Source organism: Bacillus sp. 0102A, from assembly GCF_036765155.1.
Taxonomy (GTDB): Bacteria; Bacillota; Bacilli; order Bacillales; family Bacillaceae; genus Bacillus; species Bacillus subtilis_G.
In genome coordinates, this window is record NZ_JBAIZW010000003.1 from 26,712 (window position 1) to 44,393 (window position 17,682).

Consider the following 17,682-nt stretch of genomic DNA (forward strand, 5'->3'; position numbering starts at 1 on the left):
GTAAGGAAGGTGTATGTCGTGAAGCTTAGCTCTTGTTTATATGGTTTTTTCGTTCATGGCGCAGTATTTTTGTTTACTGGTGGCTGTATGCTCTTGGCTATGTTAGCTAGCTTGCCTTTTGTTTTTCTTCTTGGTTGGCTGCCTGATGTCGTATTTACAGCCGGTGCCATTCTTATGTTGTTATGTTCATATGCTTATGTCTGGTTTTGGGCGGTCAGGTTTGCATATAACCAGAAAATGCGCCTGTTTGATGTTCAATTGGGGTCCTTTGTGCTGCTGGTCTTCATGATAAGTTTGTTTTTGTTGGATGGATCTAGTATGAAAGACATCGTGATGAATTGGGACGATACAGGCTGTGCTTTTGCGCCGCCGGCTTTTACGTTTTTGTGTCTTTCTTATGCACTTGTGCTGCTTCCGGTCTATCAATCTAAGCTGTGGCATCTGATCCTTCCGAATAACGTACGCCTGAAAGATCTCTGTCATGTATTTGGAGATCTGGCACTGATCTTGGTGCTATTGATCGGTGCCACATTATTGTTTCTATCATTCTAGTTTGCTGTTTCAGTAGGATATTCCCACTGATCTCCCGTCCAATATATGTTTTAATAGTACATGACTATGAAAATGTGAAGGAGAGCATCATGAAGATTTCTATCGTAATTGTGACCTATAATCGGATTCCGGCTTTGTGTGAGCTTCTGGAGTCGATTTCGCAGCAGACCTTGAAGCCTTATGAAGTCGTTATTGTGAATGATGCCGGGGAATCGGTCGTGCCGGTCAAAGCACTGTATCCGGAGCTGCCGATTGCTGTCATCAATTTAGAAAAGAACTCGGGGCATGTGGCTGCGAGAAATGCCGGTGTAAAAGAGACGTCTGGCGATTGCATTATGCTTTGTGATGACGATGATTTCTTTACACCGGGGCATGTGGAGAGAATGGCGAAGGAAATAGAAACGGCGGATTTCGTTCATTCTGATGCGGAGATTGTCTCATTTGAAGAGAAAAACGGAACAAGATATCCAATTTCGCGGAAGCTGTTTGCTTATACCGCTGACTACGAGGATATGAGAGTGTTCTCTACATATGTGCCGTCGGGAAGCATGTACAGACGTTTTCTGCATGCTGAAATCGGTTATTTCGATGCTGATGTGCACAATTATTGGGACTGGGATTTTTATTTGCGCGTGGCGAAGGATTACCGGGTGAAGCGTGTCCCTTGTGCCAGTGTGATGTATGCCTTCAGTGACGCGGGAGACAATCAGTCCGCGGACCTTGGCGCCAAGCGGAAACAATATTTGGATCGATTAAGTGAAAAGCACGGACTCGGGGAACTGCCGACGAAAAACTTTGCCGTCCTGCTTGAAGAGCCTGAGATGAAAAGACGGGAAGCAAAAAGTGAAATTGTTTGGGATGGCAAACCTGTCTATTCCAGACTTCATCGTTCGTAAGGGAGGCCTGAATCTTGAAACAGATTTTAGAAGACAGCTGGTGGAATCAGCTGGAAGAAGAGTTTGAGAAACCGTATTATCAAGAGCTCAGAGAAATGCTGAAGCGGGAATACGAGGAGCAAACGATTTATCCGGACAGCCGGGATATTTTTAATGCGATGCATTATACCCCATTCGATGATGTCAAGGTGGTCATTCTCGGCCAGGACCCGTATCACGGGCCAGGACAGGCTCAAGGTTTAAGCTTCTCCGTAAAGCCGGGTGTGAAGCAGCCGCCTTCATTAAAAAATATCTTTCTTGAGCTGCAGGAGGACATCGGGTGCAGCATTCCGAACCACGGGTCGCTTGTCAGCTGGGCAAAGCAAGGGGTTCTCTTGCTGAACACTGTGCTGACGGTAAGACGCGGACAGGCAAATTCTCATAAGGGGAAAGGCTGGGAGCGGCTGACGGACCGGATTATTGACGTGTTGAATGAAAGGGAGCAGCCGGTAATCTTTATTTTGTGGGGCCGGCATGCCCAAATGAAAAAAGAACGGATCGATACGTCCAAGCATTTTATCATTGAATCGACGCATCCCAGCCCGTTTTCGGCAAGAAACGGATTTTTCGGGAGCAGACCGTTTTCCCGGGCGAATGCGTGCTTGGAGAAAATGGGAGAAGCGCCGATTGATTGGTGTATAAAGGAATTGTAAAAAGCGCGGATCATCTGCGCTTTTTTATTTGAGTATTTTCCGAATCATTCGCAGCCCGTTTTTGGAAGAAGGATAACGAAAAGCGATGTCGAAGCGGTTCGTTTGTTTGACGACGCTTTTTTTGTGCGTAAATGTGTTAAAGCTGTCAAATCCGTGATAGCTGCCGATACCGCTTTCTCCGACGCCGCCGAATGGCAAATACGGTGTCGCGACGTGCATTAGCGTATCATTGACACAGCCTCCGCCAAACGACAGATTCTCTAAAACAGCCCGCTCGATTTCTTTGTTTGTGGTAAAGACGTACAGGGCGAGCGGCTTCGGGCGCGATTGGACTTTGTCAATGACTTCATCGATATCGCCGTACGTAAACAGCGGAAGAATCGGCCCAAAAATCTCCTCCTGCATCACAGGAGAGTCATCCTCCACTTGATCAAGAATCGTCGGCGCTATTTTGTGGTGATCAGAATCAGATTGTCCCCCTGTGAGCGGGACGCCATCATTCAGAAAATCGAGCAGCCGCTGATAGTGGCGCTCACTGACGATTTTGCCGTACTGCGGATTCCGTTCGGGCTGAGAGCCGTAAAATTCTCTGATCGCACGCTTCATTTCTTCTGTGAGCTTCGTTTTGATGTCTTCGTGGACAATTAAATAATCGGGTGCGATGCAGGTTTGTCCGGCATTTGTAAATTTCCCGAAGACAATGCGTTTGGCGGCAAGCTGTATGTCAGCATCCTTATGGACAATACAGGGGCTTTTGCCGCCAAGCTCCAAAGTAACGGGTGTTAATTGTTTGGCCGCAGCCTCCATGACGATTTTTCCCACGGCAACGCTGCCGGTAAAGAAAATATAATCGAAGGGCTGCTGTAATAACGCTGTGCTGACGTCGGGACCGCCTTCCGCCATAGCGACATAATCATTTGGAAAAACGCTGCTGATGAGGTTGGAAAGAACAGCGGAAACAGCCGGCGTATATTCTGACGGTTTGAGAACGACCGTGTTCCCGGCGGCAATGGCTCCAATCAAGGGAGAAAGCGCCAGCTGCAGGGGATAGTTCCATGGAGCAACCACCAAAACGGTTCCATACGGCTCAGGTATGATGATGCTTTTGGAGCCTAGATGAGTCAGCGGTGTTTTGACTCGTTTCGGCTTGGCCCATTTTCCCAGCCGTTTCATCACAAAGCTGATTTCCTCCAACACGATTCCGATTTCCGTTGTGTATGCTTCTTGTTCGGATTTGTGGAGATCTTGATAGAGAGCGGCTGTGAGATCGGCTTCATGTGTTTTGATGGCTTGTTTCAGCTTCTGCAACAGGTCCAGTCTCGATTCTAGCGGTCTCGTATGCCCCGCCGCAAAATATGCTTTCTGCTTGCTGACGATAGAGGGTATACTGTTCATTCCATCGCTCCTTTTTTGTAGGTATGGTGATTTATTATGTGAAAAATCTCTTCTGCTTGTCAAATGCGCAAGGTTTGTTAGAAAAAATAACAAACTCATATCTGCTTTTGCAGCAGGAATTTGATAAAATGCAGGAAGATGACATTTATTTTTTGGAGGGTTCTCTATGAACATTCATATATCTGCTTTGATTCAAAAGATGGAAGAGGAGCTGAAAAAAGCAAAGACAGCTGAACGGAATGAGGAGCTGAAGCGTTCCGTAGCGGTTGTCCGTTCTTTGTGTGACGTCGTGCTGGATCAGCCTCAGCCGGAGACCGCAAGCGCGCCCCGCATCCAGCCGAGCAGCACGCCAAGTCCTGCCGCGCCGCCATCGACAGACCAGTTGATGATGGAAAAAATGATGGGAAGCGCGGGATTAAACAAATATCGAAATCAGGAAAAAGAGAAGCAGGAAGAGGACGGAAACGGAGAGTCTTTATTTGATTTTTAAAGAGAAAGGTTGAGCGCACGTGAAATTGGTTCTTGCCGCGCTGCAATGGACAGCGTTTATCATTGCTGCGGCGATTGTTGTTCCGGTGGCGGTTGCCCAGTCGTTTCATCTGGATCACTCAGATTCTGCGAGATTGATCCAGAGCACTTTTTTTGTATTGGGAATTGCCGCCGTCATTCAGTGTTTGAAAGGTCACAGACTGCCGATCAATGAGAGCCCCGCCGGCTTGTGGTGGGGCGTGTATACGATCTACGGCGGGCTGACGGGAACTGTTTTTGCAACTTACGGGGACACACTGCGCGGGTTGCAGGGAGCTCTTCTTGTAAGCGCTGTATGTTTCTTTTTGTTAAGTATCTTCAAGGTCATTGACCGGCTCGCCGCCTTGTTTACTCCGGTTGTAACAGGCGTCTATTTATTGCTGCTTGTCATGCAGCTGAGTCAGCCCATAATAAAAGGAATTCTCGGAATCGGCTACCGCAAGGACGGTGTAGACGGCCTTGTATTTGGTCTGGCACTTGTTGTAATCGCCGCCGCCTTTATAATGACAAATTCGAACATCACGTTTTTTAAGCAATATTCTATTTTATTGGCTCTGTTCGGCGGATGGGTGCTGTTTGCGGCTGCCGGAGCTGCAAAGCAGATGGAAATACCTGATCGGCTGTTTCAGCTGCCCTCCCTGTTTCCTTTTGGCAAACCTTTATTTAACAGCGGTCTTATCATCACCTCAATTTTTATTACCATCTTGCTGATCGTGAATATGCTGGCGAGCATGAAGGTTGTGGACATCGCTGTAAAAAAATTCGGCAAACAGCCGGATGGGCGGCATCATGAACGCCATGCCGGTTTTGCCGCCTCATTCAGCCATCTGCTGAGCGGTTTGACGGGAGCCATTGCACCGGTTCCGATTTCGGGAGCAGCGGGTTTTATTGAAACGACCAAAATGCCTTCTAAAAAACCGTTTATGCTCGGCAGTATTCTCGTTGTCGTGATCAGCGTGATCCCGTTTTTCATGAATGCGTTTGCGAGCCTGCCGTCACCCGTTGGATTTGCGGTAAACTTTGTTGTGTTTTCCGCGATGGGCGGTCTGGCCCTTGCAGAATTTGATTCATATGAGAAAGCGGAACTGAAAAGGGTGCGGTCTGTGATCGGCACCTCGCTGTTGACGGGGGTCGGCATTATGTTTGTTCCTGAAACTGCCTTAAAGGGTTTGCACCCGGTATTTATTTCTCTGTTAAGCAACGGGCTTGTATTAGGAACGCTTGTTGCAATAGCGGCAGACCAGTTCCAGCTTTGGCGCAGGAGAAAATCCGACAATCTGGTGTCATCGGAGAACAAACATTGAATTTTAGTATAGGTGCGATAAGATAAAGGATATGAGTTTAACGAAAAGGCGGGAGAACTAGATGAAAGTTTTTATCATATTAGGGGCCATTAACGCCCTGCTTGCCGTGGGACTCGGGGCATTTGGCGCTCACGGATTAGAAGGGAAAATTCCTGATAAATATCTTCAGGTGTGGCACACAGGTGTGCAGTATCATATGTATCACGCCCTTGGGCTTTTCGTTGTCGCCTTCCTGGCCGATAAATTATCCGGCATCGGCAGTGTCACGACAGCCGGCTGGCTGATGTTTGCGGGAATTGTGCTGTTTTCCGGAAGCTTATATATTCTCAGTTTGACGCAAATCTCCATTCTTGGGGCCATTACCCCGCTCGGCGGTGTGGCGTTTATTATTTCTTGGATCATGATCATTGTCGCAGCCGTCAAATATCTATAAAAAAAAGCCAATCCTCATCATATGAGTGATTGGCTTTTACTTTATCTTGGCGAATAGGATGCCATGGAATATGGATACGTATACGCAATTTCTTCATCAAATGTAATGTAATCGAGGTAGATGGTCAGGAGCAGGTAGCGAGTTCCTGATTTCGGGTCGCTGATGATAATGTGATCCCGGCCCGCAGCCTCGATGACGCCGCGAAAGATCTTTGAGCCCCATTCCTTGCTGTTTTCAAATGTCATATAAATGGTGGCCGTTTTTCCCCGGTTCAGTCGCAAAATGTTCTCAATGTATGATTCCTCAACAGGCAGCATGCCGGGAATGCTTTGGCCGGGCGCCGACGGTGTCGGCCCCGATGGAATTTGAAACCCGCCGCCCTGCTGGCCCGGGAATCCGAATCCTTGCTGCCCTTGCTGTCCTTGCTGCATTGGCATCATTGGCTGCATCCCCATCGTCTGCATTTGCGCGCCTTGACCTTGCTGCGGGTACGGATTGGCTCCGTACTGAGGCTGATATCCCTGCATATTATCAAATCCCTGCATTTGCTGATATTGATTTTTTTTCGGTTTCATATCGTTCCTCCTTTTTATGAAAACCATTCAAAACAAGTTCCGGATGTATAGATGAACGCTCCGCGATGACTCACCTCCGATGGAAAACGATCTTAGTCGCTGGTGCGATTTTTATCTCTTTCACCTTATGAGGCTGATGCTTGGAATATGCGGAAAAAGAACAGCGGACGGGCCAGATTTTGGTCTGGGCAGCCGCTGTTTTTCGTAGGCATACACAAACTTTTCGCGCATATTGGTTTGTATCCCTAGCGCAATTTGCGCATAAGCAACATAAGATAACGTTAGTTTCAGGTGTGAAGTTTCAAGAAGGAGGTGTAGGATTTGCCGAAAGTATCAGTCATTATGACGAGTTATAACAAAAGCGATTATGTGGCAAAGTCCATTTCCAGCATACTTTCACAAACGTTTTCCGATTTTGAATTGTTTATTATGGATGACAACTCCAATGAAGAGACGCTAAATGTAATCCGTCCTTTTTTGAATGATAACCGAGTGCGTTTTTATCAAAGCGATATATCTGAAGTAAAGGAAAGAACGGAAAAAACAAGATACGCGGCGCTGATCAATCAGGCGATTGAGATGGCGAAGGGTGAATATATCACCTATGCGACGGATGACAACGTCTATATGCCGGACCGGCTCTTGAAAATGGTGCGGGAGCTCGATCATCATCCTGAAAAGGCTGTGATTTACTCAGCCTCCAAAACCTATCACTTAAACGAGGATCGCGACATTGTAAAAGAAACTATCAGGCCGGCCGTTCACGTGACGTGGAACGCGCCGTGCGCCATCGACCATTGTTCGGTGATGCACAGGTATTCTGTGCTTGAGAAGGTAAAGGAGAAGTTTGGCTCCTATTGGGATGAAAGCCCGGCGTTTTACCGGATCGGGGATGCCCGGTTCTTTTGGAGGGTCAACCATTTTTATCCGTGTTACCCGCTGGCTGAGGAGCTGGATCTGAATTATATTACCGACCAATCGATTCATTTTCAGCTGTTTGAATCAGAAAAAAATGAATTCGTCAGGAACCTTCCTCCGCAGCGCAATTGCCGCGAGCTGCGTGAATCATTAAAAAAGCTTGGAATGGGGTGAGAGCTTGTCGGCCTATTTAAGCAATTATTGGGTGCTGTACCGGAAGTATGTAGAGCTTTTTGACAGACTTCGCTACAAGGGGATTCCGCTTGGGCTTATCAGTAATTTTTATCAATACATCAGCCCGGAGCTAAGGGTGATGATGGATGAAGAGCCGGAGTTATTCGGAGCGGTGGATCAGCATATCGATGAAGGGCAGATTCAGCCGTTTTTTGAAGAAAAGATAAAAAATATAGTCAAAACAAACGAAAAACCTGGTAAGGGAAAAGTCATATTGCACTTTGATTACCTGCGTTTTTCGAACGAAAATTACTATCAATTTGACCCTGGCAAAACAGCTGTTTTGGCCAGATGGAGTTTGCCGCATTACTGTGATCTGCCTGTGATTAGCAAGCGTGACATTGCGGAATCATGCCAAAAAGGTGATCCGAAGCCGTATCTCGAAACAGCCTGTTCGATTCTCGCCCCTTTTGATGACCATCCTGCATTCGGTGATCAAGCGTTTCGCGATCGGCTTTACAAAGATATTCCTTTATTTATGGAAGCCATTGATACGGTTGATGCGCTGTTTGAGCAGGAGAAGATTTCTGCCGTTGTCGTCGGAACGGCAGAAGATATTTACAGCAGGGTGCTCGCTCTTATGTGTCACAGGAGAGGGGCCGTCAGCATTTGTCTTCAGCATGGCGCATTGATGGGAGATGAAGCCTTCATTCCTGTTTTTACAACCTATCAGGCTGTTTTTGGCGCTTATGAAGCGGAGTGGTTCAAACGAAAAGGCTGTAAACCTGAGCAGATTCTCGTAACGGGACATCCCCGCTTCGATCAGATTTTTAACAGAACCCCTATCGACATGTCCGTATTCTATCGAAAACTTGCTTTTCATCCATCAAAAAAAATCGTGCTTATTGCGACCCAGCCTTTTTCGGAAGATTTTTATTCCGGTTTGCTAGAAGAGCTTTCTGATCAGAAACAGCTGCAAATCATCATCAAACCCCACCCTTGGGAAATCGGGAAAAATAAGCTGGGTCTGTATCACACTGCGGCAAAAAAACATAAAGCCTGCAGAGTCATCAAAAAGGAGATGGAGCTGTATGATTTGCTGCCGTATGCTGACGCGGCAGTGACGCAAACCTCAACAGTCGGACTTGAAGCCATGCTGTTTCAAAAACCTGCATTGATCGGGAAATCATCCGGAACCCGCACGTATCCGTATTATGAATCTCTTGGCGGTTTTATATTTGATCAGCCGGATGAACTGGCGCGCACCTTAATTGCGGTTCTTCGAAGTCCCTCAGTGCATCAAAAAGCAGAAGAGGCGCGTCTGGCATTCACAGCAGCTAATTACCCGGTGGCAGAATCAACAAACGCCTTATTTGCGGAATTGAAAGCCAAAACAGGGGTTGATTACAGGCGGGAAGATACTGAATAAAATGATAGGAGCGCAAAGAAATGGTGCAAAAGAGAAATCATTTTCTTCCTTACTCTTTGCCGTTAATCGGCAAGGAAGAAATTCAGGAGGTTACAGAAACGCTTGAATCGGGATGGCTCTCCAAAGGCCCGAAGGTTCAGCAGTTTGAAAAAGAGTTTGCCGCGTTTGTCGGGGCGAAGCACGCCGTGGCGTTGAATTCATGTACGGCCGCCTTATTTTTGGCTTTGAAAGCAAAAGGAATCGGGCCGGGTGACGAGGTCATTACCTCTCCGCTTACGTTCAGCTCGACCGCCAATACGATTATTCATACAGGAGCGACGCCTGTGTTTGCGGACATTGACGAAAACACGCTCAATATTGATCCGGTAAAGCTTGAGGCGGCCGTCACACCGCGAACGAAAGCAGTTGTACCCGTCCACTTTGGCGGGCAGTCCTGCGATATGGATGCGATATTGGTAATTGCCCAAAAGCATGGCTTATTCGTGCTTGAGGATGCGGCACATGCTGTGTATACGACTTATAAGCAAAGAATGATCGGTTCTATCGGGGACGCGACGGCATTCAGCTTTTACGCGACCAAAAATCTGGCGACAGGGGAAGGCGGCATGCTGACGACAGACGATGAGGAGCTTGCCGATCACATTCGGGTGCTGAGCCTTCACGGCATGAGCAAAGCCGCGTGGAACCGTTATTCTTCAAATGGCAGCTGGTATTATGAAGTCGAATCACCCGGCTATAAGATGAACATGTTTGATCTGCAGGCGGCTCTCGGTCTTCATCAGCTGAAACGTCTGGATGAGATGCAGAAACGGAGAGAAGAGATTGCCGGCAGTTACCAAGCCGCTTTTCAGCAGATTTCGGGGCTGATCACGCCGTTTGTCCATGATGACGGCAGGCACGCTTGGCATTTATATGTTCTGCAAGTTGATGAAAAACAGGCCGGTGTCACGCGCAGCGAAATGATTACGGCTTTAAAGGATGAATACAATATCGGCACAAGCGTTCATTTTATTCCGGTACACATTCATCCATATTATCAAAAGCGATTCGGGTATAAGGAAGAGGACTTCCCGGTCGCGATGAATTACTATAAACGAACCCTGTCGCTCCCGCTCTATCCTTCAATGTCTGACGAGGATGTAAATGATGTCATTGAAGCTGTGCGGGATATCGTAAAAGGGGCTGGTTAAGTGTACACGGTAAAAGAAAATGTCTCCAAAGAGGCGATTGAGAGTTTTCTCCACAGCAGGCAGCTTACACTGGACGTTCCGTATCAATTTTCCCTCGGCCTTTTTGAAAACAACGGGCTCCAAGGCGTCTTGCTTTATGAAGACTCTCTGTGGGAAAGCCAGATGCTTCAGAAGAAAGTCATGAACGTCAAGCTTCTTGCGGCAAACAGCACCGGGCAGCTGAAGAGGCTGTTTCAAGCTTTTTATTCTGTACGGCAAATGGATGAAACGGATTTTATCTTTGTTCGCGTTCCGGCTGAAGATATCGGAGCCGCGCATGTGATACAGCAGCAACCGTCTTCTTACTTTGTCGGCAGTTTGCTGAAGCTGGCGAATCCCCCGTCTTTATATGACAAAACACCGCCATTTTTTGAACTGGGCCCGCCTGAGCCCGAAGACACAGAAGCGATATGTGAGCTGGCCCGAGACTCGTTTACAAAAAGCAGATATTTTCAAGATCCTCATCTCAGCCGCGAAGCAGCAAACAAAATTTTTCAGGAGTGGACACGAAACAATCTGAATGGAAGGGCGGCTGTCAATGTTGCCGCTAAGCATAATGGCGAGGTCATCGGTTATCTTCAGGGCTTATCCAGAGAAGATGAATGTATTCTCGATTTGATGGCTGTGAAGCCGGGATTCGAAGGCAAACGTGTCGCGTTTCATTTATTGGCGAATCTCATAGAACATCCGTTGACCCAGAAGCATAAAACGGTAACAGCGGGGACGCAGCTTCACAATGTAAGGGCGATCCGCCTTTATGAAAGAATGGGCTTCACCGCTGAACAATCGTATTACTATTATCATATTTGGCCGGGCAAGGAGGCGAAATAATGGCAGCGTTTCAGATTGCGAATAAAACTGTGGGCAAAGACGCTCCTGTATTTATTATTGCCGAGGCGGGAATTAATCATGACGGAAAGCTTGATCAGGCTTTTGCGCTGATTGATGCAGCGGTGGAAGCCGGCGCGGATGCCGTGAAATTTCAAATGTTCCAGGCTGATAAGATGTACCAGAAAGATCCTGGTTTGTACAAAACAGCGGCTGGCCAGGACGTCTCTATTTTTTCTTTGATTCAATCCATGGAAATGCCCGCTGAGTGGATTTCACCGCTTTTGGATTACTGCCGCGAAAAGCAGGTGATCTTTTTAAGCACAGTATGTGACGAGGGGTCAGCCGACCTGCTTCAGTCCACCTCGCCGAGCGCTTTTAAAATCGCATCGTATGAAATTAACCATCTTCCGCTGCTCAAATATGTCGCCCGACTGAACAGGCCGATGATATTCTCGACAGCCGGAGCGGAAATTTCTGATGTTCACGAAGCGTGGAGCACCATCAGGGCAGAGGGCAACGATCAAATCGCCATTATGCATTGTGTGGCGAAATACCCTGCGCCGCCGGAGTACAGCAACCTCAGCGTCATTCCGATGCTTGCCGCCGCTTTTCCTGATGCTGTGATCGGCTTCTCCGATCACAGCGAGCACCCGACTGAAGCGCCGTGTGCCGCGGTTCGGCTCGGAGCAAAACTGATAGAAAAGCATTTTACGATTGATAAAAATCTGCCGGGCGCCGACCACTCGTTTGCGTTAAATCCGGACGAACTAAAAGAAATGGTCGAAGGTATCAGGAAAACCGAAGCCGAGATGAAACAAGGAATCAGGAAGCCGGTATCTGAAAGACTGCTAGGCAGTTCATACAAAACAACAACCGCCATCGAAGGAGAAATCCGACAATTTGCATACAGAGGAATTTTTGCAACAGCTCCGATTCAAAAAGGCGAAGCCTTTAGTGAAGACAATATCGCAGTGCTGCGCCCCGGACAAAAGCCGCAGGGGCTGCACCCGAGATTTTTTGAGCTGCTGACCGGCGGCGTTCGGGCTGTAAGAGACATCCCGTCCGATACAGGCATTGTCTGGGACGACATTTTAATGAAGGACAGCCCATCTCATGAATGACATTCTCTTTATCATCCAAGCCAGAATGGGTTCAACACGGCTTCCGGGAAAAGTGCTGCGTCCGCTCGGATCCAATCGTTTACTCGATATTCTCGTTCACCGTGTCCGGCAAAGCGCGTTTTATCAAAAGGATCGGGATAATCTTGTCATCGCCACGTCTGACAAAGAAACTGACGACATCTTAGAGGCGCACTGTGTGAAATATGGCTTTCGCGTTTTCCGCGGCAGCGAGGAACGTGTTCTCGACAGGTTTGTGAAGGTCATTGAAGCTGTCAAACCGACAGTGGTCATCCGATTAACGGGTGATAATCCGTTTGTCGATCCGAAGCTGCTCGATTTCATGATAGCGTCGCATCTTGATCAAGGAGCGGATTATACGTATATCCGGCACACTCCGTTAGGGATTAGCGGCGAAGTGGTCAGCGCCAAACTGTTAACAGACATCAGCCGTATTCAGGCGTTGGAGGATCAATATCAGGAGCATGTCACGTTATATGTAAGGAACCATCCAGATCTTTATCGCGTTCAGTTTTTAGAGGCGCCGGAACAATTTCGCGCCCCTCAATACCGGCTGACCATCGACACAAAGGAAGACTATGAATCGATAAAGGCCCTTTATCAAAAAGCAGGCGAGCGCCCTGATGTATCCGCCTCAGAGCTCATCAGCCTGCTGAACCGGAACCCTGATGCGGCAATCGAACGAGAGGCTGAATAGCCATGCGTATTGGGATCGTCGCAGACGGCGGTTATGAAAAGGGAATGGGCCATGTTGTCCGGATGAAGAGGCTCGCGGAAGAACTCAAACAGCGCTGCTTGATTACGTTTTACACGAATCAGGAGTCTGAACCATTTCTTCATGAAGAGCATTGGCATGTCATCGTAAAACCGGAGCTGCGGCAGCATGAATTTATTCTCCGGGAAATAAAAAACAAGCACCTTGATCTGCTTTTGTTTGATATTCTCGAAGCGCCTGCTGAACTATTAAGGAAAATAAAGGCGGAAACAGATGCAAAAATCATACTCTTTGAAGAGAAAAATGAAAAAGCGATTCAGCTAAGTGACACAGTCATCAACGGAATTTACGGTGATATCAGGAGCAGGTGGTACGATCAGGGAAACACCCGCATCTATGAAGGCCCTGATTATCTCATTCTTCACCCCGCCTTCCAGACCGCAAGAAATGATTACACACTGAGGAAAAAATGCCGCAATATTCTTGTTGCGCTGGGAGGAAGCGATCCGAAGCAGCTTATTTTTAAAGTGCTGGCTGCAGCCGATCAAGTCCCCGCCATGAAAGATAAAAACATGATTTTTGTGATGGGGAGCGCTTCACCGCATCAAGAAGCGGTCCGAAGGCAGATTCAAAAGAAGCCGCAGTACACGGTGATCGGGCAGACAAGTGATATGGCGGGTGTCATGAAACAAGCGGATGCAGCCATTGTAGCCGGCGGCATCTCCTTGTACGAAGCCATTTGCATCGGTGTGCCGTGCCTTGTTCTTTCTCAGGTTGAGCACCAAACGGCAACAGCCAAAACATTCGCTGAACAAGGCGCCGCTCTTGATCTTGGTCTCGGGGAGCTTGTATCGGATGAAACGCTCATCTATCAGATGTCACGAATCAGCAGCAGCTATCCTCTTCGCCTTTCTTTGCACAAGGGAGGGAGGCCGCTCGTGGATGGCAAAGGCATCAAGCGGGTAAAAGCTATTCTTCAAGATTTGTATGATCAAAAGCTATAAAAATGCATGTAAGGAAGTGTTACTGTGAAAGGTGTTATTTTAGCCGGCGGAAACGGCTCACGCCTTATGCCCTTAACGAAAGCCGTCAACAAGCATTTGCTTCCTGTAGGCCCGTATCCGATGATTTACTGGTCGATTATGAAGCTGGAGGAAGCCGGAATAAAAGACATTTTACTCATCAGCCAAAAAGATCATATGCCGCAGTTTTTCAAACTGCTTGGGAACGGGGAAGAGCTTGGCGTCACAATCACTTATCAGGTCCAGCCTGCCGCATCGGGTATTTCGGATGGGCTGTCTTATGCAAAACGCTTTACGAAAAAAGAGTCTTTCATTTTATTATTAGGTGATAATATATTCGAAGATTCATTAAAGCCTTTTACGGAGTGCTTTGAACAGCAGGGAAAAGGAGCAAAGGTGCTGCTGAAAGAAGTTGATGATCCGGAGCGCTTCGGGATTGCTGAAATTGATGAGAAAAACAAGCGGATTCGTTCCATTATCGAGAAGCCCGCACATCCGCCGACCAACCTTTGTGTAACCGGCATTTATATGTATGATGCGGAAGTATTTTCGTATATTGAACAAATATCACCGTCAAAGCGCGGCGAGCTGGAAATCACCGATGTGAATAATCTATACATTGAAAACAGCCAGCTTACGTATGATGTGTTATCAGGCTGGTGGGTCGATGCCGGAACTCACGAATCGCTTCATCTCGCCTCTCAGCTTGTACACCGGGCTTTACAGAAAGGACAGGACGAAAAGTGATGGCAAAAACATATTTAATTACGGGCGGGGCCGGCTTCATCGGGCTCACGTTTACAAAGCTCATGCTGAAGGAAACGGATGCGCACATTACCGTTTTAGATAAACTGACGTACGCCAGCCACCTGGAGGAAATGGAAAAATTAAAGGAAAACAGCCGATTTCGCTTTGTGAAAGGGGATATCAGTGTTCAGGAGGATATCGACCGCGCGTTTGATGAGACGTATGACGGCGTGATTCACTTCGCTGCGGAATCGCATGTAGACAGAAGCATTTCCCAAGCAGAGCCGTTTATCACCACAAATGTCATGGGAACATACCGATTGGCGGAAGCGGTTTTGCAGGGAAAAGCCAAGAAGCTGATTCATATTTCAACAGATGAGGTGTACGGGGATTTAGAAGCGGAAGATCCCGCGTTTACTGAAACGACGCCGCTTTCTCCTAATAACCCATATTCAGCCAGCAAGGCAAGCTCTGATTTGCTTGTGTTATCTTATGTCAAAACCCACAAGCTTCCGGCCATTATTACACGATGCAGCAACAATTACGGCCCTTACCAGCACAGCGAAAAAATGATTCCGACGATCATCCGCCATGCGAAGCAAGGACTTCCGGTTCCGCTGTACGGCGATGGGCTCCAGATCCGAGATTGGCTGTTTTCGGAGGATCATTGCCGCGCCATCAAGCTGATTTTAGAAAAAGGAACCGATGGTGAGGTCTATAACATCGGCGGCGGGAATGAACGCACAAATAAAGAGCTGGCGAGCATCATCATGAAGCATTTGGGCTGTGAGGAATTGTTCGCACACGTGGAAGACCGAAAAGGGCATGACCGGCGCTATGCGATCAATGCATCAAAGCTGAAAAACGAACTGGGCTGGCGGCAGGAAGTGCCGTTTGAAAAAGGCATTGCGCGTACGATTCGCTGGTATACCGACAATGACCGATGAGAAGGTGATCCGATTGACAAAGGTATTGGTGACTGGTGCGGGAGGACAGCTTGGCCGGGAACTGTGCCGCCAGCTGAAGCAAACCGGATATGAGGTCATTGCATTAACAAAGAAGATGATGAACATTGCTGACCAGCGCTCAGTACGGCATTCGTTTGGCCATTATCAGCCGGATATCGTGGTTAATACGGCCGCGTTTACGTCGGTTGATCAATGCGAGACAGAACTTGATAAAGCGTACTTGATTAACGGAATCGGCGCTTATTATACAGCTCTTGAGGCAACCCGCATCGGCGCTCAATATGTTCATATCAGCACGGACTATGTATTCGACGGGAAAGGAACCCAGCCATACAGGGAAGACGATCCTCCAAATCCAAATACCATCTACGGCAAAAGCAAAAAGCTCGGAGAAGAACTGATTCGATTAGCGACAAAAGACAGCACGATCATCAGAACGTCGTGGGTGTACGGACACGGCGGCAGCAATTTCGTTCAAACCATGCTGAAGCTTGCTGAAACGAAACAAGAGCTGCGGGTTGTAAGCGATCAAATGGGTTCGCCGACCTATACGAAGGATTTAGCAGAAGCGGTCATCAAGCTGTTCAGCCATCCGCCGGGCATTTATCATGTCAGCAATTCAGGCATATGCAGTTGGTATGAATTTGCGAAGGCCATTATGGAAGAAAGCGGGCTGGCCACAGTCATTTTGCCTGTCACGACTGAAGAATACGGAAACAAAACGCCCCGTCCGGCCTATTCTGTTCTGAGCCATCAGGCCATTGAAGAAGCCGGCATTCGCCCTCGCTATTGGCGAGAAGCGTTACGGGCATATTTGCGGGAAAGGAGCAGTGCACGTGATTGATGGAGTCAAAGTGAAAAAATTGACGAAGCATAGTGATGACAGAGGATTTTTTGCCGAGCTGGTTCGGGATGATGAGAACCTTCTTGAGCATTTCGGGCAGGCCTCTTGGTCGAAAAGCTATCCGGGTGTGATTAAGGCATTTCATTATCATGAGAAGCAAGATGATCTTTGGTTCTTCCCAACCGGCCATGCTCAGGTTGTCCTTTACGATCTTCGAGAGGACTCAAAGACAAAAGGAGAAACTGGCGTTTATTACATGGGCGAAGATAACCCGATGCTATTATTGATCCCTAAAGGGGTTGCCCATGGATACAGAGTGCTGGGAGAGAAGCCGCTGACGATTATCTACTTCACTACCATGTCGTATAACGCGGATCAACCTGATGAAAAAAGAATTCCGTGGAATGATGAGACGATCGGTTTTAACTGGAATACCGAATTCAGATAAAGATAGGAACGTGATCAATCGAAGAGCTGAGGCATCTTCGACTTTTTTTTGTCCTTTTTCAAAATAGGATAAAAGATAGAGATCAACAGGCGGGTGTAGCTAGAAAACGAGAGGAAAAATAGTCTGTAGGAACCTTGTATAAATAGGATGGAACTCACAAAAAAACCAAGTTCTAATATTCCTAAAAAAGCATTTACTTCCATATGGATTGATGTTAGATTAATTTTTAAGAAAAAGAATTGGAAATTCGCGAATGACAGAAACATACTTTTTCTGCAGAGGACGCTCTGGCCAAATATTAACTGTGATTTGAGGGGGAAATGTCATGTTAAAAAGAACTTCATTCGTATCTTCACTATTCATCAGTTCAGCTGTTTTACTATCAATCTTGCTTCCTTCAGGCCAAGCTCATGCGCAGTCTGCATCAATTGAGGCTAAAACGATCAACAGTACAAAAGAGTGGACCACTTCCGATATTGAAGTGACGTATAAACCAAACGCGGTGCTTTCTCTAGGAGCGGTAGAATTTCGTTTTCCTGACGGGTTTCATGCTACGACAAGAGATTCAGTGAATGGAAGAACGCTGAAAGAAACACAGATTTTAAATGATGGAAAAACAGTTAGACTCCCGCTTACGCTTGATTTGTTAGGCGCATCCGAATTTGACCTCGTCATGGTGCGCAAAACCCTTCCGCGCGCAGGCACTTACACGATTAAAGGCGATGTTGTGAACGGTTTGGGAATCGGCAGTTTTTATGCTGAAACGCAGCTGGTAATTGACCCTCGTTAACTCGTTAATGAATAGATGTGATCAGAGACTGAGATATTTTCAGTCTCTTTTTT

Annotated in this window: 20 protein-coding genes; 18 read left to right on the forward strand and 2 right to left on the reverse strand. The window is 47.4% G+C overall.

Annotated elements, in window-relative coordinates; all coding sequences use genetic code 11:
* Positions 1-18 precede the first annotated feature (18 nt).
* The 3 genes from V6D41_RS08340 (at position 19) to V6D41_RS08350 (ending at position 2,140) form a co-directional block, all read left to right on the forward strand.
* On the forward strand, positions 19-552 hold the full coding sequence (locus tag V6D41_RS08340; RefSeq protein ID WP_333517889.1) for a hypothetical protein: 534 nt from the start codon (positions 19-21) through the stop codon (positions 550-552).
* 89 nt (positions 553-641) lie between these two features.
* The gene (locus V6D41_RS08345) at positions 642-1,448 is read left to right on the forward strand and encodes a glycosyltransferase family 2 protein (protein WP_333517890.1); all 807 of its coding nucleotides are present in this window, start codon (positions 642-644) and stop codon (positions 1,446-1,448) included.
* A 14-nt stretch (positions 1,449-1,462) separates the two neighbouring features.
* Entirely contained in the window at positions 1,463-2,140 is a 678-nt protein-coding gene (locus V6D41_RS08350; RefSeq protein ID WP_333517891.1) for a uracil-DNA glycosylase, read from the forward strand.
* 24 nt (positions 2,141-2,164) lie between these two features.
* Here V6D41_RS08350 and V6D41_RS08355 read toward each other — a convergent pair whose 3' ends face one another.
* A complete protein-coding gene (locus V6D41_RS08355; RefSeq protein ID WP_333517892.1) occupies positions 2,165-3,535 on the reverse strand; it encodes an aldehyde dehydrogenase in 1,371 nt (456 codons plus the stop codon).
* Between the two features lie 166 nt (positions 3,536-3,701).
* Between V6D41_RS08355 and V6D41_RS08360 the strand changes: the two genes are divergently transcribed.
* The 3 genes from V6D41_RS08360 (at position 3,702) to V6D41_RS08370 (ending at position 5,800) form a co-directional block, all read left to right on the forward strand.
* Positions 3,702-4,025 carry a YwdI family protein gene (locus V6D41_RS08360; protein ID WP_333517893.1) on the forward strand — a complete coding sequence of 108 codons (324 nt, stop codon included), beginning with the start codon at positions 3,702-3,704 and terminating at the stop codon, positions 4,023-4,025.
* A 19-nt stretch (positions 4,026-4,044) separates the two neighbouring features.
* Entirely contained in the window at positions 4,045-5,367 is a 1,323-nt protein-coding gene (locus V6D41_RS08365; protein WP_333517894.1) for a purine/pyrimidine permease, read from the forward strand.
* Between the two features lie 61 nt (positions 5,368-5,428).
* A complete protein-coding gene (locus tag V6D41_RS08370; protein ID WP_087992786.1) occupies positions 5,429-5,800 on the forward strand; it encodes a DUF423 domain-containing protein in 372 nt (123 codons plus the stop codon).
* A 41-nt stretch (positions 5,801-5,841) separates the two neighbouring features.
* On the opposite strand, the gene gerQ is transcribed toward V6D41_RS08370, so the two are convergent.
* On the reverse strand, positions 5,842-6,375 hold the full coding sequence (gerQ, locus tag V6D41_RS08375; protein WP_333517895.1) for a spore coat protein GerQ: 534 nt from the start codon (positions 6,373-6,375) through the stop codon (positions 5,842-5,844).
* Between the two features lie 321 nt (positions 6,376-6,696).
* Between gerQ and spsA the strand changes: the two genes are divergently transcribed.
* The 12 genes from spsA (at position 6,697) to bslB (ending at position 17,629) form a co-directional block, all read left to right on the forward strand.
* Positions 6,697-7,467 (forward strand): spore coat dTDP-glycosyltransferase SpsA, encoded by a 771-nt coding sequence (gene spsA / locus V6D41_RS08380; protein WP_333517896.1) that lies wholly within the window; start codon positions 6,697-6,699, stop codon positions 7,465-7,467.
* A 4-nt stretch (positions 7,468-7,471) separates the two neighbouring features.
* Positions 7,472-8,896, forward strand: coding sequence for a CDP-glycerol glycerophosphotransferase family protein (locus V6D41_RS08385; RefSeq protein WP_333517897.1), 1,425 nt, complete (start codon positions 7,472-7,474; stop codon positions 8,894-8,896).
* Positions 8,897-8,916: 20 nt separating this feature from the next.
* Positions 8,917-10,086 carry a DegT/DnrJ/EryC1/StrS family aminotransferase gene (locus V6D41_RS08390; RefSeq protein WP_333517898.1) on the forward strand — a complete coding sequence of 390 codons (1,170 nt, stop codon included), beginning with the start codon at positions 8,917-8,919 and terminating at the stop codon, positions 10,084-10,086.
* Positions 10,087-10,956, forward strand: coding sequence for a GNAT family N-acetyltransferase (locus V6D41_RS08395; RefSeq protein ID WP_333517899.1), 870 nt, complete (start codon positions 10,087-10,089; stop codon positions 10,954-10,956).
* A complete protein-coding gene (locus tag V6D41_RS08400) occupies positions 10,956-12,077 on the forward strand; it encodes an N-acetylneuraminate synthase family protein (RefSeq protein ID WP_333517900.1) in 1,122 nt (373 codons plus the stop codon). Before V6D41_RS08395 ends, V6D41_RS08400 begins: the two co-directional genes overlap by 1 nt.
* Positions 12,070-12,792 (forward strand): glycosyltransferase family protein, encoded by a 723-nt coding sequence (locus V6D41_RS08405; RefSeq protein WP_148963419.1) that lies wholly within the window; start codon positions 12,070-12,072, stop codon positions 12,790-12,792. Before V6D41_RS08400 ends, V6D41_RS08405 begins: the two co-directional genes overlap by 8 nt.
* 2 nt (positions 12,793-12,794) lie before the next feature.
* The gene (locus V6D41_RS08410) at positions 12,795-13,814 is read left to right on the forward strand and encodes a PseG/SpsG family protein (protein WP_333517901.1); all 1,020 of its coding nucleotides are present in this window, start codon (positions 12,795-12,797) and stop codon (positions 13,812-13,814) included.
* 24 nt (positions 13,815-13,838) lie between these two features.
* Positions 13,839-14,579 carry a sugar phosphate nucleotidyltransferase gene (locus tag V6D41_RS08415; protein ID WP_333517902.1) on the forward strand — a complete coding sequence of 247 codons (741 nt, stop codon included), beginning with the start codon at positions 13,839-13,841 and terminating at the stop codon, positions 14,577-14,579.
* Positions 14,579-15,526, forward strand: a complete 948-nt coding sequence (gene rfbB, locus V6D41_RS08420; protein WP_333517903.1) for a dTDP-glucose 4,6-dehydratase — start codon at positions 14,579-14,581, stop codon at positions 15,524-15,526. The genes V6D41_RS08415 and rfbB overlap by 1 nt, the downstream gene beginning before the upstream one ends.
* A 13-nt stretch (positions 15,527-15,539) precedes the next feature.
* A complete protein-coding gene (gene rfbD, locus V6D41_RS08425; RefSeq protein WP_333518160.1) occupies positions 15,540-16,391 on the forward strand; it encodes a dTDP-4-dehydrorhamnose reductase in 852 nt (283 codons plus the stop codon).
* Positions 16,384-16,839 carry a dTDP-4-dehydrorhamnose 3,5-epimerase family protein gene (locus tag V6D41_RS08430; RefSeq protein ID WP_087992774.1) on the forward strand — a complete coding sequence of 152 codons (456 nt, stop codon included), beginning with the start codon at positions 16,384-16,386 and terminating at the stop codon, positions 16,837-16,839. The genes rfbD and V6D41_RS08430 overlap by 8 nt, the downstream gene beginning before the upstream one ends.
* A 325-nt stretch (positions 16,840-17,164) precedes the next feature.
* Positions 17,165-17,629 (forward strand): biofilm surface layer hydrophobin BslB, encoded by a 465-nt coding sequence (bslB, locus tag V6D41_RS08435; RefSeq protein ID WP_148963421.1) that lies wholly within the window; start codon positions 17,165-17,167, stop codon positions 17,627-17,629.
* Positions 17,630-17,682: the final 53 nt, after the last annotated feature.